We start from the raw sequence: 23,446 nt of genomic DNA, 5'->3' as shown, positions 1-23,446 counted from the left end.
GCACCATCAGGCTGATGCGAGCGCCCGCACGCGCCAGAAATAATAATGAGGAAGCTGAATGAGTCGTCGCGCTAAAACCGCAGTGCCTGCGCCACTGAAAGAGATAGAAGAGCATGTCGAAGGCTTCCGTCAGGTCCGTGAAGCCCATCGGCGTGAATTAATTGATGACTATGTTGAGCTGATTTCCGATCTGATCCGTGAATTTGGCGAAGCCCGCCAGGTTGATATGGCGGCGCGGCTCGGCGTTTCCCAGCCTACCGTTGCCAAAATGTTGAAACGCCTGGCTACGGTTGGACTGGTCGAGCAGGTTCCCTATCGCGGCGTGTTCCTGACTGCTGAAGGAGAGGCGCTGGCGGAAGAAAGCCGCAAACGCCACCATATTGTGGAAACGTTTTTGCTGGCGCTGGGCATCAGCCCTGATACCGCCCGCCGCGATGCGGAAGGGCTGGAACATCACGTTAGTGACGAAACCCTGGCTATTTTTCAGCAATTCTACGAAAGCCGTCAGTAATTTCCTCTCAGGTGAGTCCGTATGGCAACGCTGCTCAGGCCTTTTTTGCACGATCGCTTTCTGCATCTGTTAATTTTACTGGGCCTGCTGCTGGCCTGCTTTGCGCCTTTCTCGCTGCGGCAGCTGCCTGCGGCGGTGGACTGGTCGACCATACTGACGCTGGGCGGGCTGTTGATGCTGACCAAAGGCATCGAAGCCAGCGGTTATTTCGACGTGTTGGGACGTCGCCTGGTGCAGCGCTTTCAGTCAGAGCGTTCGCTGGCGCTGTTTCTGACCGCTGCCGCCGCGCTGCTGTCCACTTTCCTGACCAACGATGTCGCACTCTTTATCCTGGTGCCGCTGACGCTGACGCTGCGTCGCTACTCCTCGCTGCCGATCGCCCGGCTGGTCATCTTTGAGGCGCTGGCGGTTAACGCCGGATCGCTGCTCACGCCCATAGGCAATCCGCAAAATATCCTGCTGTGGCAACACGGCCACGTCGGCTTCGCCGGTTTTATCGGCCAGATGCTGCCGCTGGGCGGGGCGCTGCTGGCCAGCCTGCTGCTGCTTACCGCCGTCAGTTTTTCGGCGAAACGGATCGAGCGCTCGTCACATTCGCCGGAAACGCAATGGCAGCGCTCGTTGCTGATTGCCAGCGTCGTGCTCTATTTGCTGTTTATTATCGCGCTGGAGATGGGCTATGCGGGCTGGGGCGTTCTGCTGGTATTTGGCGTTTTCCTGCTGATGGCACGCCGCACGCTGCTGGCGATCGACTGGAGCCTGCTGGCGGTATTTATCGCCATGTTCGTGGATGTTTTTCTGTTAACCCGACTTCCCGCTTTACAGCATCTGCTCCAGCAAATTCCGCAGCTGCCGGAGGGCGGGAAATATCTGCTGGCGATCGGCCTGTCGCAGATTATCAGCAACGTGCCGGCTACTATTTTACTGCTGGCGAATCTGCCAGCCAGCACGCTGCTGGCCTGGGCGGTGAATATCGGCGGTTTCGGGCTGCTGCCCGGTTCGCTGGCAAACCTTATCGCGCTGCGGATGGCGAAAGATCGCTCTGTCTGGCTGCGTTTCCACTTCTACTCGCTGCCCATGCTGCTGTGGGCGATGGCGCTGGGCTGGGTGCTGCTTTTAGGCATTGATGCGCTGTAGCCTGAATCTTTTCTGACTTTGTAAAGAAACACTGGCATTTGTCAATTTAGGCCCTATGTTTATAACAGCGTGAATCTTGCGGGCTCGGCTTGAGCCCGCCGTAACCTGATGAGAACTATGGCTAATCAATCAAATTCTTCCTCAGATGATGACCAGCGTCATCCGCAGAATAATTCGCAGTCTGACGACCAAAACGACAAACCGCAGCAGGACGACCAGCAGCAGGACGAGGGCCAGGCGGAACGTAAACGCCCCGGCAAAAAGCCGCTGATTATTCTGGCGATTGTGGTGATCGTCATGATTATTGTCGGCTTTTACTTCTGGTTTACCGGCCGCAATATAGAAACGACGGACGACGCCTTTACGGAATCGGACGCCGTGACTATTGCGCCTAAAGCCTCCGGCTATGTCACTAAGCTGCTGGTTACCGATAACCAGCGGGTGAAAAAGGGCGATCTGCTGGTAGTTATCGATCCGCAGGATACCCAGGCGCAGCGCGATCAGGCTCAGGCCCAGCTTGGCCTGGCCGTGGCGCAGCTGCATCAGGCGCAGGCTTCTCTGGCGCTGTCTAAAGTGCAGTATCCGGCGCAGAAAGATCAGGCGCTGGCGCAGCAGGCCAAGGCGGAAGCTAACTTCCTTAACGCTCAGGAAGATTACAAACGCCAGCGCGGCGTCGATCCGCGTGCAACCTCGCAGCGTAATATTGATGCGGCCAGCGCGCAGTTAAGAAGCGCGAAGGCCGAGCTGGAAAGCGCGAAAGCGCAGGTAGAAGTCGCTTCGCAAATCCAGCTGCAAATTCGCCAGCAGGAAACCAACGTGGAAGCTCGTCAGCAGCAGGTCGAACAGGCCAAAGCGCAGCTGAACACGGCTAACCTCAACCTTTCCTATACAGAAGTGCGCGCGCCTTACGATGGCTTCGTCACTAAACGTAACGTGCAGGTCGGCACGCTGGTTCAGGCTGGCACCTCGCTGTTTTCGCTGGTTTCGCCAGATGTCTGGATCACCGCCAACTTTAAAGAGTCGCAGCTGGAAAGAATGAACCCTGGCGATAAAGTGCATATTTCCGTGGATGCCTGGCCGGATATGAAGCTGGAAGGGCACGTGGAAAGCATTCAGATGGGTTCAGGCTCCCGTTTCTCTACCTTCCCGTCGGAAAACGCGACCGGCAACTATGTGAAAATTGTCCAGCGCGTGCCGGTCAAGATCGTTATCGATAAGGGACTGGATCCGAACAAGCCGCTGCCGCTGGGGCTGTCGGTGGAGCCTGAGGTAACAGTGGAATGAGTCAAAGCCAGAGCTGGCAGCCGGCCAGTAACCCCTGGCTGGTCGCGATGACGGTGACGCTGGCGGTGTTTATGGAGATCCTGGACACCACCATTGTCAACGTGGCGCTGCCGCACGTCGCCGGTTCGCTCTCATCCAGCTATGACGAGTCAACCTGGGTGCTGACCTCCTATCTGGTGGCGAACGGCATCGTGCTGCCGATCTCCGCCTTCCTCAGCCGCGTATTTGGCCGCAAGCAGTTCTTTCTGATCTGTATTGTGATGTTTACCGTCTGCTCTTTCCTGTGCGGCATCGCTACCGAGCTGTGGCAGATCATTCTGTTCAGGATCCTGCAGGGCTTTTTCGGCGGCGGCCTGCAGCCGGTACAGCAATCGGTACTGTTGGACTACTTTAAGCCGGAAGATCGCGGCAAGGCATTTGGTCTTTCCTCTATCGCCATTATCGTCGCACCGGTGCTTGGCCCGACGCTGGGCGGCTGGATCACCGATAACTACAGCTGGCGCTGGGTATTCTTTATTAATATCCCGGTCGGCATTCTGAGCGTGCTGGCTATCTATCAGCTGCTGGAAGATCCGCCCTGGGAGCGTAAATGGGCCAAAGGGAAACTGAATATCGACTATATCGGTATCGGTTTAATTACCCTGGGGCTGGGCTGTTTGCAGGTCTTTCTCGATCGCGGCGAAGATGACGACTGGTTCAGCTCTAATTTCATTATGACCTTCGCCATACTGAGCGCTATCGGGCTGGTCGGCGCGGTTTACTGGCTGCTCTATGCCAAAAAGCCGGTGGTGGATCTGCACGTGCTGAAAGACCGCAACTTTGCCGTCGCCAGTATTCTGATGTCCGGCATGGCGGCTATTCTCTACGGTAGCTCGGTGGTGATCCCCCAGCTGGCGCAGCAGGATCTGGGCTATACCGCCACCTGGTCAGGGCTGGTGCTTTCGCCCGGTGCGGTGCTGATTGTGCTGACCATTCCGCTGGTGCTGAAGCTGATGCCGATCGTCCAGACGCGCTGGATTATCGCCTTCGGTTTTACCTGCCTGTTTTTCTCTTTTCTCTATTCCGCGAAGCTGACGCCCAATATCGATTTCACCACGCTGGTGATGATGCGCAGCGCGCAGACCATCGGGCTGGGTTTCCTGTTTGTGCCGTTAACGACCATTGCGTTCGTGACTATTCCACAAAAGCTAAATGCGGATGCGTCAGCGCTGTTCACCATGTGTCGTAACGTGGCGGGTTCGATAGGCATTTCGCTTTCTACGGCGATGATTACCGAGCGGGAACAGGCGCGTAGCGCGCACATGGTGCATAACATGACGCCGCTTAACGAGCCGTTCAATCTGACGGTAGAACGCTGGGCGCAGGGGGTCAGAGACTTTACCTCAGCGGTGGGCGATCCGATTACGATAGCGACAGGGCAGGTCTATAAAGAGATGATCGTCCAGGCGCGTATTCTGGCCTATATCGACGTTTTTATGGGCCTGAGCATTGTCGCTCTGGTTCTTATTCCATTTTGTTTACTGCTGGCGCCGATTAAGAGCGAGGGCAGTGCAGGAGCACACTGACATGAACGTTTCTCCTTTATTTACGCGTTCGCGGCTCGGCGTGCTGCTGGTTGCGGCTATTACGCTGTCGGCCTGTAGCGTCGGGCCGGACTACCGGGCGCCGAAACCGACCACGCCCGCTGCTTTCAACTCGCTGGCATCGGATCGCGCGTCTCGTCCCCAGGCCACCGTCACCAATCCGGGCTGGTGGAAATCGTTTAACGATCCGCAGCTAAACAGCCTGATCGATCGCGCCATCGTCGGCAATCTGAGCCTGCAGCAGGCTGTTTTGCGCATCGCCGGTTCTCGTCAGCAGCTTAATCAGGCTCGTGGCGCATGGTTCCCCTCGATCAACGGCGCCGCCTCGGCACAGCGCCAGCAGCTGGGCCTGAAAGGCGAGCTGGAATCGAAAGGCGTTTACAGCCAGCTGGATGAGGTCAGCGGCGATACCGACGTTCGCTCGGCGCTGAACGGGCTGACCAAGCCGGTCGGGCTTTACCAGGGTAGCTTCGACGCCTCCTGGGAGCTGGATCTGTGGGGCAAAGTCCGTCGGCAGGTTGAGGCAGCAGGCGCGCAGCAGCAGGAGTCACTGGAAAGCCGTAACGACGCGCTGGTTTCGCTTGAGGCTGAGGTGGCCCGCACCTATTTACAGCTGCGCGGCGCGCAGCTGATTAGCCAGACGCTGCAAACGCAGATTGAAGTGGCGCAGCAAACGCTGGAGCTGACGCAAAGCCAGCAGCGCAACGGCCTCGCGCCTCAGATGGACGTGGAAAACGCTCGCGCCCAGCTGCATTCTCTGCGCGCGCAGCTGCCGCAGTATGAATCGCAAATGCATCAGGCGATGAACGGGCTGGCGGTGCTGATCGGCAAGCCGCCGGGGGCGCTGGATGCCGAGCTGGCCGCGCCGAAAGCGATGCCGGCCTTGCCAAAAGCGGTATCGGTGGGTCTGCCGTCCACGCTGGCGCGCCGGCGTCCGGACGTGCGTCAGGCGGAAGCGAGACTGCATGAGGCGACAGCCAGTATTGGCGTTTCCGTCGCACAGCTGTTCCCGGATTTCTCGCTGACCGGGCAGTTCGGAATGCGTAATACCGACGCCAGCTATCTGGATAACTGGAGCAGCCATTTCTACAGCTACGGCGCCTCGGTCTCGCTGCCGATTTTCCAGGGCGGCAGGCTGGTTTCTGGCGTAAAACTCGCCAGAGCGGAGCAGGCCAGCGCCGCGCTTGGCTATCGGCAGACGGTTCTGACCGCCTTGCAGGATGTGGAAAACGCGTTAGTCAGCTATCGCACCGATCAGCAGCAGGTGGAAGGGCTGGATCAAACGGTTGACGCGCTGCAAAACGCCTTCGATTTGGCTAACGACAGCTATGGCAAGGGGCTTTCTTCGTTTATCGACGCGCTAACCGCGCAGCGCCAGCTGGCTCAGGCGAAGCAGCAGGCCGCATCTGCCAGGGTGCAGAGCAGCCTGGATCTGGTCGCGCTCTATAAAGCGCTGGGCGGCGGCTGGGAGCTTTATCAAAACGTGCAGCTGCCGGACTACTCCGTTTTCGGCCCCGCAGAAAGCGGCGATACGCCTGCGGGCTGAGACCCTTGCCCGACCGGCGGTAACGCAACGTCGCCGCCGGTCGCCTTACCTGGTTTTGCCCGTTCCTGCCAGTGCCGCCTTTTATGAAAATATCTGCCTCGCCTGTTACAGACGTGTTTCCCTCCACGCTCGAAATGCTTAACGGTCATAAACCGCTCACGGCAAAATTATCCGATGCTTTTTCATTAAAATGAAATAAAAGTTTTAGCTAGATAAGGGCGCGCTTTTCTGTTTTAACCCAGACAGGGTAGGGTGTGGCGACAGGTTGCGCCCCACTTATGATACTTGCGTCACAAAATCAGCGATGCGGTGAGAGCTATCCCGCAAAATTTAATTTTCATTGTTATTTTAAATGAAAGAAATGCACTAAGTTAAGAGCCTGGAGAACACACCAGGCGCCACTTTATTTCTGGCGGCCTGACCTGCGAATAACGAAGAGGTCAACATAATGCCTAAAGAACAATATCTCACGCCCAATCGGGCCTCGGGGCCTAACAGCACGTCGCGAACGGAACCCTTCGTCAAAGTGATCGCCGTTATCGCCACGCTGGGCGGCCTGCTGTTTGGTTACGACACCGGGGTTATTTCCGGTGCGCTGCTGTTTATGGGCACGGAGCTGCATCTTACGCCATTCACTACCGGCCTGGTGACCAGTTCGCTGCTGTTCGGCGCTGCGTTCGGCGCGCTGATTTCCGGTCATTTCGCCGCGGCAGCCGGGCGGAAGAAAATCATTATCGTTCTCGCCGTCATTTTCGCCATCGGCGCACTGGGAACCTCACTGGCACCTGATGTGCACTGGATGATTTTCTTCCGCCTGGTATTAGGCGTGGCGGTAGGCGGCGCGGCGGCAACCGTGCCGGTCTACATTGCCGAAATCGCGCCTGCCAACAAGCGCGGACAGCTGGTTACGCTCCAGGAGTTGATGATCGTGTCCGGTCAGATGCTGGCCTATATTTCCAATGCCGGTTTGAACGCGGCCTGGGGCGGCGAGCAGACCTGGCGCTGGATGCTGGCGGTCGCTACCGTACCCGCCGTAGCGCTCTGGTTCGGCATGATGTTTATGCCCGATACGCCGCGCTGGTACGCGATGAAAGGACGTCTGGCGGAGGCGCGCAAGGTGCTGGAGAGAACCCGTGCCAAAAGTGACGTCGAGTGGGAGATGACGGAAATTGAGGAAACGCTCAGCGAAGAGGAAAACAAAAACAAGCCCAGCCTGAAAGAGCTGCGCAAGCCTTGGCTGTTTAAACTGTTTCTTATCGGGATCGGCGTAGCGGTGATCCAACAGCTTTCCGGCGTAAACACCATTATGTATTACGCGCCTACCATGCTGAAGGCGGTGGGTATGAGCACCGACGCTGCGCTGTTTGCCACTATCGCCAACGGCGTGATTTCAGTACTGATGACCTTTGTGGGGATCTGGCTGCTGGGCCGTTTGGGACGCCGCACCCTGACCATGATCGGTCAGTTCGGCTGCACCGCCTGCCTGCTGTTTATTGGCTGCATCAGCTATTTTATGCCGGAAACGGTCAATGGCCAGCCGGACATGATGCGTAGCTATCTGGTATTGCTGGGCATGCTGATGTTCCTTAGCTTCCAGCAGGGCGCGCTGTCGCCGGTCACCTGGCTGCTGCTTTCGGAAATCTTCCCGACTCGCCTGCGCGGGATTTTTATGGGCGGCGCGGTATTTGCTATGTGGATTGCCAACTTCATTATCTCGCTGGTTTTCCCGATGCTGCTGGCCACGGTAGGGCTTTCCGGCGCGTTCTTTATCTTCGCCTTTATTGGCCTGTTTGGCGCGGTCTTTGTTATCAAATGCGTGCCGGAAACGCGCAACCGCAGCCTGGAGCAGATCGAACATTATCTGCATGACTGGCTGAGTAACGACGTTGAGACACGAGCCGTACGATCGCCGGAACGTAAAGCGGAAAGTCATTAGCGAAATCGGGAAGCTTCAGCGGGCGGCGGTGTATTCGCCGCCCCTTTTTTTTGGCATACTATGCGCTGATTTATTCCCCCATCGTAAATGAAAGGCAATCCTGTGCTAGTTTCCAGCAACGTCACCATGCAGTTTGGCAGTAAGCCGCTGTTCGAAAACATCTCTGTCAAATTTGGCGGCGGCAACCGCTATGGCCTGATCGGTGCCAACGGTAGCGGCAAGTCCACCTTTATGAAAATTCTCGGCGGCGACCTGGTGCCGTCTGCGGGCAACGTGTCGCTCGATCCTAACGAGCGCATCGGTAAACTCCGTCAGGATCAGTTCGCCTTTGAGCAGTACTCGGTGCTGGATACGGTCATCATGGGCCACGGCGAGCTGTGGGAAGTGAAAGAAGAGCGTGACCGCATTTACGCGCTTCCGGAAATGAGCGAAGAAGACGGCTATAAAGTGGCCGATCTGGAAGAAAAATACGGCGAAATGGACGGTTACACCGCAGAATCGCGCGCTGGCGAACTGCTGCTGGGCGTGGGGATCCCGCTGGAGCAGCATTACGGCCCCATGAGCGAAGTTGCGCCGGGCTGGAAGCTGCGCGTGCTGCTGGCGCAGGCGCTGTTCTCTAATCCAGAGATCCTGCTGCTTGACGAACCAACCAACAACCTGGACATCGATACCATTCGCTGGCTGGAGCAGGTGCTGAACGAACGTAACAGCACCATGATTATTATTTCGCACGACCGTCACTTCCTGAATATGGTCTGCACCCATATGGCCGATCTGGATTACGGCGAGCTGCGCGTTTATCCGGGCAACTATGACGAATACATGACGGCGGCAACCCAGGCGCGCGAACGTCTGCTTGCCGATAACGCCAAGAAGAAAGCGCAGATTAACGAGCTGCAATCTTTCGTCAGCCGCTTTAGCGCCAACGCCTCTAAATCGCGTCAGGCAACTTCCCGCGCCAAGCAGATTGATAAAATCAAGCTGGATGAGGTGAAGGCCTCCAGCCGTCAGAACCCGTTTATTCGCTTCGAGCAGGATAAAAAGCTGTTCCGTAATGCGCTGGAGCTGGCAGGGCTGACCAAAGGCTTCGATCAGGGCCCGCTGTTTAAAAACGTTAACCTGCTGCTGGAAGTAGGCGAAAAGCTTGCGATTATCGGGCCGAACGGTATCGGTAAATCCACGCTGCTGAAAACGCTGGTGGGCGAACAGCAGCCGGATAACGGCACGGTTAAATGGTCAGAAAACGCCCGCATCGGCTATTATGCGCAGGATCACGCGCATGATTTTGCCAACGACCTGACGGTGTTCGACTGGATGAGCCAGTGGATGCAGGAAGGGGATGACGAGCAGGCGGTACGCAGCATTCTGGGTCGCCTGCTGTTCAGCCAGGACGATATCAAAAAGCCAGCGAAAGTCCTCTCCGGTGGCGAAAAGGGCCGTATGCTGTTTGGCAAGCTGATGATGGAAAAGCCGAACGTGCTGATTATGGATGAGCCGACCAACCACCTGGATATGGAATCCATCGAGGCGCTTAACATGGCGCTGGAGATGTACGAAGGCACGCTGATTTTCGTTTCGCACGACCGCGAGTTCGTCAGCTCGCTGGCGACCCGCGTGATTGAAATGACGCCGGGCAAAATCCACGACTTTACCGGCAACTACGAAGATTACCTGCGCAGCAAAGGTATCGCCTGAATTAAATAAAAAGGCGGGGCATCTGCTCCGCCTTATTGGCCCGGTAAGCTATCGGGTCAGATTTTCAGGATCGCGGTTTTAACAAACCACAGAAGAACGGCCACCAGCGCCGGTATCATCAGCGTCCAGGTGATCCTGCTGTTGATATCGTTAAACTTCTCAAACATTCGCTCGAATTTTTCATCTATTCGCTCGAATTTTTCGTCTATTCGCTCGAATTTTTCGTCTATTCGCTCGAATTTTTCATCAATCTTTTCAAATCTGATATTAGTGCGCGCTTCGCTGGCCGCTATCTCTTTTATCAACTCGGCTCTGAGTTCCGCCACGTCCGTTTTGGTGGCAAAATTTTCTGAACGGGCCGTAAGCACGGCAAGATCGAGTTTTATTTGTCGCGTATCTTCTTCAAGTCGCTCGACGCGCTGTTCCAGAATATCCATATTTTCTCCGTTTCCTTCGTCCTTATGCCAGACATCACTCATGTCAGACGGGCATAAATAGCTACCCATATCCCTGTTCCTTGTGTCCTGTAAGCTACGCCAGCGGGGCGAGATAAGCAAAGGGCTGGCTGGTATTGGCGCGTAAAGAATAAAGGATAACAGCGCAGAAAAAGGTGAAGGTGCGCAACTATTTGATGTTTTCTGGAAATTACTGGAGTATTTCTACTCTATTCCTTCCGGCTAATTTTGCCTGATAAAGCGCTTTATCCGCCTGGCCTATCAGCGTCTGGCGATCTTCCGGCTGATTGCTCTGCATCACATGGAGACCTATGCTGATAGTCACTACTTTAGCCGCGCTTTCGCTGTTACGATGTGGGATCTCCAGCGCGGCAACGACTTCTCTTATCCTTTCCGCCACTTTCATCGCCGCCTCCTGGCCGCAATCGGTAAGGATCACCGCAAATTCCTCGCCGCCGTAGCGTGCGATCAGGTCATCGGAGCGAAGCCCAATGTTCAACAGGGCGTTGCCGACGTATTTCAAACACTCGTCGCCGGCCAGATGGCCGTAGGTGTCGTTGAACCGCTTAAATGAATCCACATCTATCATCAGCAGCGCCATCGGCGAACGCAGCTTATTGGCGCGCTCCAGGCTGCGATCCAGATAGAGGTCGAACTGGCGGCGATTCGCCAGACCGGTAAGGCTGTCCACCAGCGCCAGCGTTTGCAGCGTACGGTTTATCGCCGTCAGCCGGTCGCGCGCCGTCGCCAGCTCCTCCTGATCGCGGATAGTATGACCAACATTACGCAGCAGCAGCCAGCCCAGCGCGGCAATCACCAGCAGCAGCAGCGCGCACAGCGACAAATAAACCACCAGCTCGGCCAGCCAGGCCTGCACCAGCTGCTTTTTGTCATAGCCGACGGTAATCACCAAGGGATAGCGTTTCAGGCTCGCATAGCCAAAAATACGTTCGACGCCGTCAAGCGCGGCTTTGTAGCTTGCCGTTCCGTTGGAGGAAGTTTTTAACAGATGCGTAAACAGCGGACTGTTGGCTATGTTGCGGTTAAGCAGATTATCGACAAAAGGACGAACGTAAAGAATATTGCCCGTATGGGTCATCAGCGCCAGCAGGCCTTTGTCACCCAGGCTGTAATAGCCAAAAATCTGCCGAAAATAGTCGATGCGCAGCGTAGCCAGCAGCACGCCGCGAAAAGTGCCGTCGCGGTTGTTCAGCCTCATTGAAACGGGAATAACCAGCTCGCCGGTGGTGCGGCTGCGAATGACCTCATCGATATGCAGATCCAAATCGCTATGCTGCTGATGATATTTAAAGTAGGCGCGATCGGCATTATTGCTGCGCTGGTTAAGCATTTCCTGAGAAGTCAGCACCCAGTTGCCTGCGCGGTCGTAGACAAACAGGCCGTGCAGCTGCGGCAGCGAAGCTTTTCGCTCCATTAACAGCGTGCGCAGGTAGTTTTGCCGCTCGGCGTCCAGACCGACCAGCGTAATACGATCGCGTAGATCCTGCAGCGTCAGCTCGACCGGCAGCAGCGTATCTTCGGCTTGTCGTGACAGCGATTGTGATAAATTCCGGGCGTTATTTTGAGTTTCATTCACAATGCGCTGCCAAATACTGTAAACCACCCATCCGTTCACCAGCACAACGGCACAGCCTATCACCAGCAAAAATACAACCAGCAGGCGACGCAGACTCTGCATGCTGACATCCGGTTGCGGGTGATGCTCCTCACTCATGCAATACTCCCTGGCGCGACATTCGCAGTGATCTAACTATAGCGGCAGCCGGAAGAATGGCTTGTTTTTACAGACTAAGCGGGCAAGTAATGAGCGCGCCGTTGCAAAAAAAGGCGCGCTAAGAAGGTCAGCCGCCGCAAACCTCGCAGCAGGGGTCTTTGGCAAGCTTAAGCGTGCGGAACTGTAATGTCATCGCATCATACATCAGCAGTTTTCCCGCCACGCTGTCGCCATATTTGCTCAGCAGGCGGATGGTTTCCATCGCCTGGAGCGAGCCGATGACGCCGACCAGCGGCGCCATCACGCCCGCTTCCACACAGCTGAGCGCGGCATCGCCAAAGAGGCGGCTCAGGCAGCGATAGCAAGGCTCCGCTTCCTGCCAGGTAAAGACGCTAATCTGGCCTTCCATGCGGATAGCCGCGCCGGAAACCAGCGGCGTTTTGCTGGCGAAGCAGAGCCGGTTTAGCTGCTCGCGGGTCGCCACGTTATCCGTACAGTCCAGCACCACGTCATGCCGGGCGATCAGATCGGCCAGTTCTGCCTCTTCAAGCTGGCGATCGATGCTTTCCAGCACGATATGCGGATTGATTTCACCTAGCTGACGGCGCGCGGAGTCAACCTTCGGCAGGCCAACCTGCGCATCGCGATGCAGGATCTGCCGCTGCAAATTAGAAACGGACACGTGGTCAAAATCGAGCAGCGTCAGATGGCCCACGCCAGCGGAAGCCAGATAAGGGCTGGCGGCGCAGCCTAAACCACCCAGCCCAACGATTAATGCTTTTGCCGCCTTCAGCGCTTCCTGGCCGTCGAAATCGAAGCCGCGCAGCACAATTTGCCGGTTGTAGCGCAGCATCTCTTCGTCGCTCAGTTCCGGTTTCATTACCCCTCCAGCAGACTGTTGAACGGCTCAACTTCCACCCATTCCCCGGCCTGTACGTTGCCGCGATCGCGCTCCAGCACGATAAAGCAGTTCGCCTGGCTGAAAGAGCTGAAAACGTGCGAACCCTGCGGGCCGGTGCTGCTGACTTCCAGCTCGCCCAGCGCGTTGCGCGACAGTTTGCCGCGCTGAAAATCGAGCCTGCCCGGCGTTTTTTTCAGGCTGCTGGCGCTTTTCACCCGCTGGCGCGGCGGCAGCGCGGCAGCGGTCAGGCCGCTAAGCTTCGCCAGCAGCGGCTGCACCAGCTGATAAAAGGTCAGCACCGCGGAAACAGGATTGCCCGGCAGGCCGCAGAACCAGCTGTTTTGTAGCCGGCCGAAAGCAAAAGGTTTGCCCGGCTTGATCGCCAGCTTCCAGAAGCCGATTTTGCCCAACTCTTCCAGCATCGCTTTGGTGTAGTCTGCTTCGCCCACCGAAACGCCGCCGCTGCTGATCACCACGTCGGCCCGGCTGTCCGCTTCAATAAAGGCGGCGCGCAGCGCGGCCTGATTATCGCGAATAATGCCAAGATCTATCACCTCGCAGCCTAGCTTTTCCAGCATCAGGCGCACGGCAAAACGGTTAGTGTCGTAGATCTGACCGGCGGCCAGCGGTTCGCCGACCGGCTGAAGCTCATCACCGGTAGAGAATACCGCCACGCGCAGCCGACGTTTAACGGCCACTTTCGGCACGCCCAGCGAGGCCAGCAGCGGCAGCTCCGCCGTGCCCAGACGAATACCTGCGCTCAGCACGCTGGCGCCCTGAGCAATATCCTCACCGGCCAGGCGAATATTCTGCCCGGCGTTGACCGTGGCCAGAAACTTCACCGCTTCGCCAGCCTGTTCGGTTTCTTCCTGCATCACCACGGCCTCCGCACCTGCCGGTACAGGCGCGCCGGTCATAATGCGAATGCAGCTGCCGACCGGCCACTCGCCGCTAAAGGGCGTTCCGGCAAAGGCTTTCCCGGCGACGGGCAGCGGATTTCCCGTCGCCAGGTCGGCCAGGCGTACGGCGTAGCCATCCATAGCGGAGTTGGCAAAGGGGGGAACATCAACAGGAGAGATAACGGCGGCGGCGGTAATTCTGCCCGTGGCCGCGGTCAGCGGCACCGTTTCGGTTTCTGCAACCGGCGTGACGCGATCCAACATGGTAGACAGCGCGTCGTCAAGGGAGATAAGTCCCGCAGTAAAAGCTTCCATAACGTCCTCGGCATGCCCGACAGCCGGGCAGGCGTATACAATCAGATGGCAAATAGTATGGCGTGAATTATTGACGCGGTCACGTAAAGCTACCAACAGGTTATAAACCATAAGCTTTCGTTATTACCGCCGTACCCACTTTCCGCTTTACATCACTTTACAGCCTGCCTATAGTCAAAAACGGTCACAATTTGACAAAACCATTCTAACACAGTGTTTTTCTTGCCGATTTGGCACGCAGGGTAAAAGGATTATGAGCAGAGCAGCAATCGTCATCCATGGCGGCGCTGGCGCTATTGCCCGCGCCAGCCTGAGCGCGGAAAAAGAACGGCTTTATATCGAGGCGCTTTCCGACATCGTCGCCAGCGGACAGGCTATCCTGGCGCAGGACGGCAGCGCGCTGGATGCGGTAACGGAAGCCGTGCGTCTGCTGGAGGAGTGCCCGCTGTTCAATGCGGGAAAAGGCGCGGTCTTTACCCATCAGGGCACCCATGAGCTCGACGCCTGCGTGATGGACGGCAGATCGCTGGAAGCGGGCGCGGTCGCGGGGGTCAGGCAGGTACGCAATCCGGTGCTGGTCGCGCGTGCCGTGCTGGAGAAAAGCCCGCACGTGCTGTTTATTGGCGAGGGCGCGGAGCGGTTTGCCGTTGAGCAAGGCTTCGCGCCGGTGCCGCCCGACTTCTTTTCTACGCCGGAACGCTACGAGCAGTTACAGCGAGCCTTAAAGATGCAGCAAACCATGCTGGATCATGACGGCGCGGCGCAGGCGTCCGACGATCCGCTTGACCCCGATCGTAAATTCGGCACCGTAGGCGCGGTGGCGCTGGATCGGCACGGCAATCTGGCGGCGGCTACCTCAACAGGCGGCATGACCAACAAGCAGGCCGGACGCGTCGGCGACTCGCCAATTGTCGGCGCGGGCTGCTACGCCAATAACGCCAACGTAGCGGTTTCCTGCACCGGCAGCGGTGAAGTTTTTATGCGTACGCTGGCGGCCTACGACATCGCTGCCCTGATGGAGTACGGCGGCCTGTCGCTTAAGCAGGCCAGCGAGCGCGTGGTGATGGAAAAAATCAGCGTGCTGGGCGGCAGCGGCGGCGTGATAGCGATAGATCGCGAAGGCAACATTGCGCTGCCGTTTAACAGCGAAGGCATGTATCGGGGTTTTGGCTACGTGGGCGATGCGCCAAACGTGGGAATCTATCGCGAAGAATAGGGAGTCAGGATGGCCAGTGGATCCGATCTGTCCGCCGGACAGGTTTTGTCGGTCAAAAACTTGAGCGTCAGCTTTGCGCAGGAAGGCGACACCGTGCAGGCGGTGAAAAACCTTTCGCTTGAGGTGCAGCGTGGCGAAACGTTGGCGATAGTAGGCGAATCCGGCTCGGGAAAATCCGTCACCTCGCTGGCGCTGATGCGGCTGGTGGAGCAGGGCGGGGGACGCATCGACAGCGGCGAAATCTGGCTCCGGCGCCGCAACGGCGAAGCGATCGATCTGCTGCGCACGCCGCAGTCGGGGCTGCGCAGAGTACGCGGCGCGGATATGGCGATGATTTTTCAGGAACCGATGACCTCGCTTAACCCGGTCTTTCCCGTCGGCGATCAGATCGCGGAATCGATTGTTCTGCATCAGGGTAAAAGCCACCGCGAGGCGCTGAAGGAAGCCGAACGGATGCTGGATCTGGTGCGCATCCCGGAGGCCAAAAACGTGCTGGGCCGCTTTCCGCATCAGCTTTCCGGCGGCATGCGTCAGCGGGTGATGATTGCGATGGCGCTCTCCTGCCGTCCGGCGCTGCTGATTGCCGACGAACCCACCACGGCGCTGGACGTCACCATTCAGGCACAAATCTTACAGCTGATCCGCGTACTGCAAAAAGAGATGCAGATGGGCGTTATTTTCATCACCCATGATATGGGCGTGGTGGCGGAAATGGCCGATCGCGTGCAGGTGATGTATCGCGGCGACGTGGTAGAAACCGGGCCGGTTGAGGCCATTTTTCAGCATCCGCAGCAGGATTATACCAAAGCGCTACTGGCCGCGGTGCCTAAGCTGGGCGCGATGCGGGGCAGGCCTTTCCCGGCTCGTTTTCCATTGTTAATGGCCGACAGCGAAACGGCGCAGGAAAAACAGGATACCGTGGTGAGCGACGCGCCTCCGGTGCTTCAGGTGCGGGATTTGGTGACGCGGTTCGATATACGCAGCGGCATTCTGAATCGCGTCACGCGGCGCGTTCATGCCGTGGAAAAGGTCAGTTTCGATCTGCGCGCGGGTGAAACGCTGGCGCTGGTTGGCGAATCGGGCTGTGGGAAATCCACCACCGGTCGTTCGCTGCTGCGGCTGGTCGCCAGCCAGGGCGGCACCATCACCTTTAACGGCCAGCGCATCGACAACCTTACCGGCGCGGCGCTTTCTCATCTGCGGCGCGATATTCAGTTTATCTTTCAGGATCCCTACGCTTCGCTCGATCCACGTCTGACGGTTGGCTTTTCTATTATGGAGCCGCTGCTGGTGCACGGCGTGGCGAAAGGCAAAGAGGCCGAGGCGCGCGTGGCCTGGCTGCTGGAGCGCGTCGGCCTGCTGCCGGAACACGCCCGGCGCTATCCGCACGAGTTTTCCGGCGGCCAGCGCCAGCGTATCTGCATTGCGCGAGCGCTGGCGCTTAATCCAAAAGTGGTTATCGCTGACGAATCCGTTTCCGCGCTGGACGTTTCGGTACAGGCGCAAATCGTCAATCTGATGATGGATCTGCAACGGGAGTTTGGCATCGCCTTTCTGTTTATCTCTCACGATATGGCGGTAGTGGAACGGATCAGCCACCGCGTGGCGGTGATGTACCTCGGGCAGATCGTTGAGATAGGTTCGCGCCAGGCGGTATTCGAAAATCCCCAGCATCCCTATACGCGTAAATTAATGTCTGCCGTGCCGGTAGCCGATCCGCAGCATCGCCGTCGCGAACGGGCGCTGCTGGCGGATGAGATACCCAGCCCGATTCGGGCTATCGGCGAAGAGCCTGAAGTCGCGCCGCTGGTAGAAGTCGGCGCGGGGCACTATGTCGCCCGTCATGCCGTCGGCGGCGTCTGAATATGCTGCATAACAAAATCACTGGAGAAAAAGCATGATTATTGAACGCAAGCTGCTGTTGGCTGCCGGGATCCTGAGCAGCCTGACGGCGATCCCGGCCTGGGCGGCAAAAGATGCGGTGATCGCCGTTGGCTCTAATTTCACCACGCTCGATCCTTATGACGCCAACGACACGCTGTCGCAGGCGGTCGCCAAATCTTTCTATCAGGGCCTGTTCGGCTTTGATAAAGAGATGAAGCGGATTAACGTGCTGGCGGAGAGTTTTGACGCCAGCAAGGACGGCCTGACCTACACCATTAAACTGCGCAGCGGCATCAAGTTCCAGGACGGCACCGATTTCAACGCTGAAGCGGTGAAGGTGAATCTGGATCGCGCCAGCAACCCTGATAATCACCTCAAGCGCTACAACCTGTTTAAGTCGGTGGCGACCACGGAAGTGATCGATCCCACTACCGTGAAAATTACCCTGAAACAGCCGTTCTCCGCTTTTATCAACACGCTTGCCAGCCCGGCAGCGGCGATGATTTCACCGACTGCGCTGAAAAAATATGGCAAAGAGATCGGCTTCCACCCGGTGGGCACCGGCCCGTACGAGCTGGAAACCTGGAACCAGACCGATTTTGTAAAGGTGAAAAAATTTGCGGGCTACTGGCAGGCTGGCTATCCGAAGCTGGACAGCATTACCTGGCGGCCGGTAGTGGATAACAATACCCGTGCGGCAATGCTGCAAACCGGCGAGGCGAATCTGGCTTTCCCGGTGCCTTACGAGCAGGCCAAACTGCTGGAAAAAAACAGCAAATTAGATTTGGTGGCCACGCCTTCCATCATGCAGCGCTATATCAGTTTTAACGTCACGCAGAAGCCGTTTGATAATCCCAAAGTGCGCGAGGCCATCAACTACGCCATCAATCGCCAGGCGCTGGTGAAGGTCGCCTTTGCCGGTTACGCCACGCCGGCCACAGGCATCGTGCCGCCATCGATTCAGTATGCGCAAAGCTACCCGCCGCTGGCGTACAACCCGGCGAAAGCGCGCGAGCTGCTGAAAGAAGCGGGCTATCCGAACGGCTTCAGCACCACGCTGTGGTCTTCGCATAACCACAGCACGGCGCAGAAAGTGTTGCAGTTTACCCAGCAGCAGCTGGCGCAGGTAGGCATTAAAGTTACGGTCACCGCCATGGATGCCGGCCAGCGCGCGGCACAGGTTGAGGATAAAGGGCAGAAAGAGAGCGGCGTGAAAATGTTCTATACCGGCTGGAGCGCCTCGACGGGCGAAGCTAACTGGGCGCTGACGCCGCTGTTCGCCACGCAGTCCTGGCCGCCGACGATTTTCAATACCGCTTTCTACAGCAATCCGCAGGTGGATAAAGATTTAGCCGATGCGCTAAACACCACCGACGCTCAGAAGAAAGCCTCGCTCTATAAAGACGCGCAGGATCGCATCTGGAACGATCGCCCGTGGGCGCCGCTGGTGGTGGAAAAGCTGGTTTCAGCCAATACCAAAAACCTGACGGGCTTTTATGTCATGCCGGATACTTCGTTCAGCTTTGAAGAGGCCGATCTGAAGTAACCGCTCCGGCGGCGCCAGGTGTGGCGGGCGCCGCCGTGAACGTGTCAGGAAACCTATGCTTAACTATTTTATTAAACGACTGCTGGGCCTGATCCCCACTTTGCTTATCGTGGCGGTGCTGGTCTTTCTGTTTGTGCATATGCTGCCGGGCGATCCGGCCAGGCTGGTGGCCGGGCCGGAAGCGGACGCCACCGTCGTGGCGCTGGTACGCCAGCAGCTGGGCCTGGATCAGCCGCTGATTCAGCAGTTCTGGCATTTTATCAGCCAGGCGATACGGGGCGATTTTGGTCAGTCGATGGTTTCCCGTCGGCCTGTTTCGGCGGAAATCGCCCAGCGTTTTCTGCCCACGCTGTGGCTGACGCTGAGCAGCATGGTCTGGTCAGTGATTTTCGGCATGACTATTGGCATCGTCTCGGCCGTCTGGCGCAATCGCTGGCCGGATCGTATCGGCATGACGCTGGCCGTTTCCGGCATCTCTTTTCCCGCCTTCGCGCTGGGCATGCTGCTGATGCAAATCTTCTCCGTGGAGCTGGGCTGGTTGCCTACCGTCGGCGCGGATGGCTGGCGCAACTATATTCTGCCTTCCATCACTTTGGGCGCGGCCGTTGCCGCAGTGATGGCCCGTTTTACCCGTGCCTCTTTTGTGGAGGTGATGCAGGAAGATTACATGCGTACCGCGCGGGCGAAAGGCGTGCGCGAAACGTGGGTGGTGATCAAGCATGGTCTGCGCAACGCGATGATCCCGGTCGTCACCATGATGGGCCTACAGTTCGGCTTTTTGCTGGGCGGCTCGATTGTGGTGGAGGTGGTGTTCAACTGGCCGGGACTGGGGCGCCTGCTGGTGGATTCGGTAGAAATGCGCGACTACCCGGTGGTACAGGCCGAAGTATTGCTGTTTTCACTGGAATTTATTCTTATTAACCTGGTTGTCGATATGCTGTACGCGGCGATTAACCCGACTATTCGCTACAAATAAGGACGGGCGATGAAAAACTGGCGACGTAGCGCGGCCCTGGCCGCGATGCCAACGATAAAACAGCATCGCGTACGCACGCCGTGGCGGGAATTTTGGCGGCGCTTTCGTCGCCAGCCGGTGGCGATGACGGCCGGCCTCTTTATTATCCTGCTGATTGCGGTTGCCTTTGTGGCGCCCTGGCTGGCGCCCTTCGACGCGGAAAACTACTTTGATTACGATCGCCTGACGGAAGGGCCATCGGCGATGCACTGGTTCGGCGTCGATTCGCTGGGCCGCGATATTTTTAGCCGCGTGCTGCTGGGAACACGCTTATCGCTGATTTCCGGCTTTTTTTCGGTAGCGATCGGCGCGGCCATCGGTACGGTGCTGGGGTTGCTGGCGGGCTATTATGAAGGCTGGTGGGATCGCATTATTATGCGCATCAGCGACGTGCTGTTCGCTTTCCCCGGAATTTTACTGGCGATTGCCGTGGTCGCTATTATGGGCAGCGGCATGGCGAACGTGGTTATCGCCGTGGCTATTTTCAGTATTCCTGCCTTTGCGCGTCTGGTGCGCGGTAACACGCTGGTGTTGAAACAGATGACATACATTGAATCCGCCAGAAGCATTGGCGCTTCAGATGTCACTATTATCCTGCGCCATATTCTGCCGGGTACGCTCTCCTCTGTGGTGGTCTATTTTACCATGCGTATCGGCACCTCGATTATTACCGCCGCCAGCCTCTCTTTTCTGGGGCTGGGCGCGCAGCCGCCGACGCCGGAATGGGGCGCGATGCTGAACGAAGCGCGCGCGGATATGGTGATGGCGCCGCACGTGGCGATTTTCCCCAGTCTCGCCATCTTTTTGACCGTGCTGGCATTTAATCTGCTGGGCGACGGGCTGCGCGACGCGCTGGATCCTAAACTGAAAAACTGAGCCATGCTGGCGTCTTTTTCTTTTCCTGTGCCAGGCTTACCTCTTTACCCAGAGGTGGGCCGTGAAGGAATTTGATTACGAGCAGGATTTTAAAACCATCGATTTTCGTCAGCATCCTGAGCTTTATCAGGTTGGGCGCGGTGAACAGGGCGTCCTGATGGTCGAGCCTTATAAAGGCGAAATATTACCGCACTGGCGTTTCAGAACGCCCGCCATTGCGGAAGCCTCGGCTAAAAAAATTATGGCGCTGTTCGAAGAGTACCGTGCAAAAGATGATTTTGTCGGTATGGACATGGCGCGAAAATTTATTCAGATGGGCTATACGCGAGCCAGGCGCTACGCCAATCATAAAGGCGGCCGCAAATATGACGAAGATCGGCAGGTACTGCCTTATCACGTGAATGAAGAGAAAGCGGAAGCGGCGGCTATTTTTAAAGTCTGGTGGGATAAGATCCGTGAGGACGAAGATTACCTGAAACGTAAAAAAGCCCATCAGACGAAATATGGCTAACGCGGTTAAACGTTAAAAGGCCGCGGTTAAGCGGCCTGAATACAGCATTATTTTTCCAGCGGAGCGCCCGGCTGGATCTGTTCTTTCTGCGCGCCGGAACCCGGTCTGGCCGGGCCAAGGATAGGTTCCTGTCCCAGGATGTCCGGTTTCTCTTTCGCGGTAAACTGCCCTACGCCGTCGTAGGCCGGGCCTTCACTCCAGCGGCCTTTCGGCAGCGGTTTATCCAGCGAAGTGTTCAGACAGTAATAAGAGTGCTCCTGCGCCTCCTCCGACTGCGGGAAGCTGTTCGGAACAGGCATAGACGCACCGATACCGCCCATATCCTCAATTACCGCCAGCCACTGCTGCTGGTGCATGGTATCGCGGGCAATCAGGAAAGAGAGGAAATCCTTCATGCCTTTGTCTTCCGTCAGGTTATACAGGCGGGTTGCCAGTACGCGGCCGGTAGCCTCTGCGGTAACGTTAGCCAGCATATCCGCAGCGACGTTGCCGGAAGCGTAAATGTGACTCATATCAAAAGACATCCCGTTGGCGTTGACGGGCATGGCCGCCAGGCCTGACGACAGAATATGACGCGGATTCATGCCGCCCAGGATAGCGTTAACTACCGGATCCTTTGCCGACTCTTCCTGATAGGAGAGCGGTGCGCCTTCAAGGTTAAGCGCGACGGCGTGACCAAGCATTTCGATATGAGCCAGCTCTTCGGTAGCGGTGGAGATCAGCAAATCTTTAATGCGTGGATCGCCGCGAGTCCCCATCGCCTGGAAAAAATATTGCATAGCAACGCGTATTTCCCCTTCGACACCGCCGATGGCCTGCTGCAACAGCATGGCAAATTCTGGATCGGGCTTGTCGACTTTTACCGGATATTGCAGTTTCGATGAATGATGAAACATGTTTTCCTCCTGGTAGATTACGTTAGTTAAGCAACGCAATAAGCCTGGTAGAAATTGGTAAAAATGGGAAGGCAAACACGATAGATTCTCATTTACCCACACCGGATGCCCAGAAAACAAGCAGATACAGCGCGCGTCAAAACGTGGCGGAAAGCAGGCATGGCGCTGAAAAGCGCTTAAAACCGAACGGAATATTCCAGATAAGCCTCCCCGCAAAAACAGACTTTTCTGAAGCCTGCAGCGCGTCACAAATCTTCAGGCGGGATGATTAACAGCGGTCAGCTACAACAGGCAACGAGTTTAACCCATATAACTAACTGCAGCCGGTTTCAGGCAGGAAACTGTCAGGCGGAAGGGAGAGTCATAGCATAAACGATGGTTTTGAAAGCCGATTAACTGTACCGGGTTTAAGACAGGATATCAGACAGAATAACCGGCAATCAGGAGGGTTAGCCTCAGCATAAAAGACGGCTCTTAAAGCCGACCAACTGTACCGTGTTCCAGGCGGAATAACCGACAAGCGGAAGGGATAGCCTCCGCATAAACAACGGTTCTGAAAGCGGGCGTGCTGCGGATTATTTTAGCCGGAACATCAGCCACCCGATCAGAGTGACAACACGCTATAACCCAGCCAGTCCATGGCCGATTACTGCTGTTATGCCGCTGCGCCTTTTGGCTGTGCAGCAAGATGCGCTGCCCACAGGTTAGTCACCCATTTCACGCCTTTAGCAGTAAAGCGAGCCTGTGAAAAGGCGTGCAGGTTCTCGCCTACGCTGGTGCGCACCGTAAAGTAGCCCGCCTGCACATGGTGCTGCTGCGGCATCAGCGTGCCGTTGGCGCGGTACATAATATTGCGTTCAAACAGGAACTGACGGAATTCAGGTTCTTTCACCTTCAGCATTTTGCAGAGCTGGCGAAAACCCAGCGAATCTTCCACCTGCACAAAGCGGTCAAAAAACTCCGCCTTTGGGGCGAAAAGGGCAAGCTGCTGCTCGGCTGCCTGGCGCTGTTCAAACTGTTCGGCCCAGGCACGCGCCGCCGCTGCGGGATTGGTGAAATCCGGCAGGCGAGTACTTCTCTCGCGTTCCTGCCAGCTGTCCAGCGCCTGGGTGATAAACGCGGGCGCAAGACGCGCCACAGCCAGTAACGAATCGCGCTTGTTCAGGCAATACTCCTGACGCGTTTCGCCGTCACGCTCGTAAACACCAATCGTCAGCGGTTGAGAAAGACGCTGGGTGGTTTCCAGCGTTTTGATCAGCCGTTTTACTTCGCCGTGCGGAATACCAGCTAACTGAGCGATTTCCCGGCTGCTCATCGTGACCGATTGATTCAGCGAGCTGAGGTTTTCTGTCGAAATCATCATAGGTTTTACCCCCAAGCTTTTCAAAAGACACCCGAGCGGGCAGTAGAAATATTATACAGTTGCCTGTTTAAATATCCAGTACTTTTTTTAAGCGATCGAGTTAATTGAATCTGCTATCAATTTTGAATTTTTGTAAAGGTAG

Annotated in this window: 19 protein-coding genes; 13 read left to right on the top strand and 6 right to left on the bottom strand. The window is 56.8% G+C overall.

Annotated features, from left to right (window positions below):
* The first annotated feature begins 58 nt into the window (after positions 1-58).
* The 7 genes from mntR to AB6T85_RS04885 all read left to right on the top strand — a co-directional run bounded on the left by mntR (position 59) and on the right by AB6T85_RS04885 (position 9,692).
* Entirely contained in the window at positions 59-511 is a 453-nt protein-coding gene (gene mntR / locus AB6T85_RS04915; protein ID WP_253454778.1) for a manganese-binding transcriptional regulator MntR, read from the top strand.
* Positions 512-532: 21 nt separating this feature from the next.
* On the top strand, positions 533-1,648 hold the full coding sequence (locus AB6T85_RS04910) for an SLC13 family permease (protein ID WP_301251255.1): 1,116 nt from the start codon (positions 533-535) through the stop codon (positions 1,646-1,648).
* Positions 1,649-1,756: 108 nt separating this feature from the next.
* Complete coding sequence (locus AB6T85_RS04905; protein WP_253454776.1) at positions 1,757-2,932, top strand: HlyD family secretion protein; 1,176 nt, start codon at positions 1,757-1,759, stop codon at positions 2,930-2,932.
* Positions 2,929-4,497 carry a DHA2 family efflux MFS transporter permease subunit gene (locus AB6T85_RS04900; protein WP_369894936.1) on the top strand — a complete coding sequence of 523 codons (1,569 nt, stop codon included), beginning with the start codon at positions 2,929-2,931 and terminating at the stop codon, positions 4,495-4,497. Before AB6T85_RS04905 ends, AB6T85_RS04900 begins: the two co-directional genes overlap by 4 nt.
* Before the next feature lies 1 nt (position 4,498).
* Complete coding sequence (locus tag AB6T85_RS04895; protein WP_369894935.1) at positions 4,499-6,061, top strand: efflux transporter outer membrane subunit; 1,563 nt, start codon at positions 4,499-4,501, stop codon at positions 6,059-6,061.
* 448 nt (positions 6,062-6,509) lie between these two features.
* On the top strand, positions 6,510-7,997 hold the full coding sequence (locus AB6T85_RS04890) for a sugar porter family MFS transporter (protein WP_369894933.1): 1,488 nt from the start codon (positions 6,510-6,512) through the stop codon (positions 7,995-7,997).
* 102 nt (positions 7,998-8,099) lie between these two features.
* Complete coding sequence (locus AB6T85_RS04885) at positions 8,100-9,692, top strand: ABC-F family ATPase (protein ID WP_253454772.1); 1,593 nt, start codon at positions 8,100-8,102, stop codon at positions 9,690-9,692.
* A gap of 56 nt (positions 9,693-9,748) precedes the next feature.
* Here AB6T85_RS04885 and AB6T85_RS04880 read toward each other — a convergent pair whose 3' ends face one another.
* The 4 genes from AB6T85_RS04880 to moeA form a co-directional block, all read right to left on the bottom strand.
* Positions 9,749-10,198, bottom strand: a complete 450-nt coding sequence (locus AB6T85_RS04880; protein WP_369894931.1) for an emp24/gp25L/p24 family protein — start codon at positions 10,196-10,198, stop codon at positions 9,749-9,751.
* Positions 10,199-10,337: 139 nt separating this feature from the next.
* Positions 10,338-11,882 (bottom strand): GGDEF domain-containing protein, encoded by a 1,545-nt coding sequence (locus tag AB6T85_RS04875; RefSeq protein ID WP_369894929.1) that lies wholly within the window; start codon positions 11,880-11,882, stop codon positions 10,338-10,340.
* Positions 11,883-12,009: 127 nt separating this feature from the next.
* Complete coding sequence (moeB, locus tag AB6T85_RS04870; protein ID WP_253454769.1) at positions 12,010-12,762, bottom strand: molybdopterin-synthase adenylyltransferase MoeB; 753 nt, start codon at positions 12,760-12,762, stop codon at positions 12,010-12,012.
* The gene (gene moeA / locus AB6T85_RS04865) at positions 12,762-13,997 is read right to left on the bottom strand and encodes a molybdopterin molybdotransferase MoeA (RefSeq protein ID WP_369894926.1); all 1,236 of its coding nucleotides are present in this window, start codon (positions 13,995-13,997) and stop codon (positions 12,762-12,764) included. Before moeA ends, moeB begins: the two co-directional genes overlap by 1 nt.
* Before the next feature lie 253 nt (positions 13,998-14,250).
* Between moeA and AB6T85_RS04860 the strand changes: the two genes are divergently transcribed.
* The 6 genes from AB6T85_RS04860 to AB6T85_RS04835 all read left to right on the top strand — a co-directional run bounded on the left by AB6T85_RS04860 (position 14,251) and on the right by AB6T85_RS04835 (position 21,045).
* A complete protein-coding gene (locus AB6T85_RS04860; RefSeq protein WP_253454767.1) occupies positions 14,251-15,213 on the top strand; it encodes an isoaspartyl peptidase/L-asparaginase in 963 nt (320 codons plus the stop codon).
* A gap of 9 nt (positions 15,214-15,222) precedes the next feature.
* Positions 15,223-17,076, top strand: coding sequence for a glutathione ABC transporter ATP-binding protein GsiA (gsiA, locus tag AB6T85_RS04855; protein ID WP_301729790.1), 1,854 nt, complete (start codon positions 15,223-15,225; stop codon positions 17,074-17,076).
* A gap of 34 nt (positions 17,077-17,110) precedes the next feature.
* Positions 17,111-18,643 (top strand): glutathione ABC transporter substrate-binding protein GsiB, encoded by a 1,533-nt coding sequence (gene gsiB, locus AB6T85_RS04850; protein ID WP_253454765.1) that lies wholly within the window; start codon positions 17,111-17,113, stop codon positions 18,641-18,643.
* Between the two features lie 55 nt (positions 18,644-18,698).
* Entirely contained in the window at positions 18,699-19,619 is a 921-nt protein-coding gene (gsiC, locus tag AB6T85_RS04845) for a glutathione ABC transporter permease GsiC (RefSeq protein WP_253454763.1), read from the top strand.
* Between the two features lie 9 nt (positions 19,620-19,628).
* Positions 19,629-20,534 carry a glutathione ABC transporter permease GsiD gene (gsiD, locus tag AB6T85_RS04840; RefSeq protein WP_253454762.1) on the top strand — a complete coding sequence of 302 codons (906 nt, stop codon included), beginning with the start codon at positions 19,629-19,631 and terminating at the stop codon, positions 20,532-20,534.
* Positions 20,535-20,595: 61 nt separating this feature from the next.
* Positions 20,596-21,045: a DUF4385 domain-containing protein gene (locus AB6T85_RS04835; RefSeq protein WP_253454761.1), complete on the top strand. Its 450-nt coding sequence runs from the start codon at positions 20,596-20,598 to the stop codon at positions 21,043-21,045.
* A gap of 47 nt (positions 21,046-21,092) precedes the next feature.
* On the opposite strand, the gene AB6T85_RS04830 is transcribed toward AB6T85_RS04835, so the two are convergent.
* Together AB6T85_RS04830 and AB6T85_RS04825 are read right to left on the bottom strand one after the other, a co-directional pair.
* Entirely contained in the window at positions 21,093-21,941 is an 849-nt protein-coding gene (locus AB6T85_RS04830) for a manganese catalase family protein (protein WP_253454760.1), read from the bottom strand.
* 655 nt (positions 21,942-22,596) lie between these two features.
* Positions 22,597-23,304 carry a phage antirepressor KilAC domain-containing protein gene (locus AB6T85_RS04825; protein WP_253454759.1) on the bottom strand — a complete coding sequence of 236 codons (708 nt, stop codon included), beginning with the start codon at positions 23,302-23,304 and terminating at the stop codon, positions 22,597-22,599.
* Positions 23,305-23,446 lie beyond the last annotated feature (142 nt).

The sequence above is a fragment of the Erwinia aeris genome (assembly GCF_041224955.1).
In the GTDB taxonomy this organism is placed as follows: Bacteria; Pseudomonadota; Gammaproteobacteria; order Enterobacterales; family Enterobacteriaceae; genus Erwinia; species Erwinia aeris.
The sequence above is the reverse complement of the archived record's forward strand: the minus strand, read 5'-3'. Positions and strand labels throughout refer to the sequence as shown.

Bases quoted from the DNA above. Each gene is read 5' to 3' on its own strand.
- mntR (WP_253454778.1), top strand. From the start codon at position 59: ATGAGTCGTCGCGCTAAAACCGCAGTGCCTGCGCCACTGAAAGAGATA.
- AB6T85_RS04910 (WP_301251255.1), top strand. From the start codon at position 533: ATGGCAACGCTGCTCAGGCCTTTTTTGCACGATCGCTTTCTGCATCTG.
- AB6T85_RS04905 (WP_253454776.1), top strand. From the start codon at position 1,757: ATGAGAACTATGGCTAATCAATCAAATTCTTCCTCAGATGATGACCAG.
- AB6T85_RS04900 (WP_369894936.1), top strand. From the start codon at position 2,929: ATGAGTCAAAGCCAGAGCTGGCAGCCGGCCAGTAACCCCTGGCTGGTC.
- AB6T85_RS04895 (WP_369894935.1), top strand. From the start codon at position 4,499: ATGAACGTTTCTCCTTTATTTACGCGTTCGCGGCTCGGCGTGCTGCTG.
- AB6T85_RS04890 (WP_369894933.1), top strand. From the start codon at position 6,510: ATGCCTAAAGAACAATATCTCACGCCCAATCGGGCCTCGGGGCCTAAC.
- AB6T85_RS04880 (WP_369894931.1), bottom strand. From the start codon at position 10,198: ATGGGTAGCTATTTATGCCCGTCTGACATGAGTGATGTCTGGCATAAG.
- AB6T85_RS04875 (WP_369894929.1), bottom strand. From the start codon at position 11,882: ATGAGTGAGGAGCATCACCCGCAACCGGATGTCAGCATGCAGAGTCTG.
- moeB (WP_253454769.1), bottom strand. From the start codon at position 12,762: ATGAAACCGGAACTGAGCGACGAAGAGATGCTGCGCTACAACCGGCAA.
- moeA (WP_369894926.1), bottom strand. From the start codon at position 13,997: ATGGAAGCTTTTACTGCGGGACTTATCTCCCTTGACGACGCGCTGTCT.
- AB6T85_RS04860 (WP_253454767.1), top strand. From the start codon at position 14,251: ATGAGCAGAGCAGCAATCGTCATCCATGGCGGCGCTGGCGCTATTGCC.
- gsiA (WP_301729790.1), top strand. From the start codon at position 15,223: ATGGCCAGTGGATCCGATCTGTCCGCCGGACAGGTTTTGTCGGTCAAA.
- gsiB (WP_253454765.1), top strand. From the start codon at position 17,111: ATGATTATTGAACGCAAGCTGCTGTTGGCTGCCGGGATCCTGAGCAGC.
- gsiC (WP_253454763.1), top strand. From the start codon at position 18,699: ATGCTTAACTATTTTATTAAACGACTGCTGGGCCTGATCCCCACTTTG.
- gsiD (WP_253454762.1), top strand. From the start codon at position 19,629: ATGAAAAACTGGCGACGTAGCGCGGCCCTGGCCGCGATGCCAACGATA.
- AB6T85_RS04830 (WP_253454760.1), bottom strand. From the start codon at position 21,941: ATGTTTCATCATTCATCGAAACTGCAATATCCGGTAAAAGTCGACAAG.
- AB6T85_RS04825 (WP_253454759.1), bottom strand. From the start codon at position 23,304: ATGATGATTTCGACAGAAAACCTCAGCTCGCTGAATCAATCGGTCACG.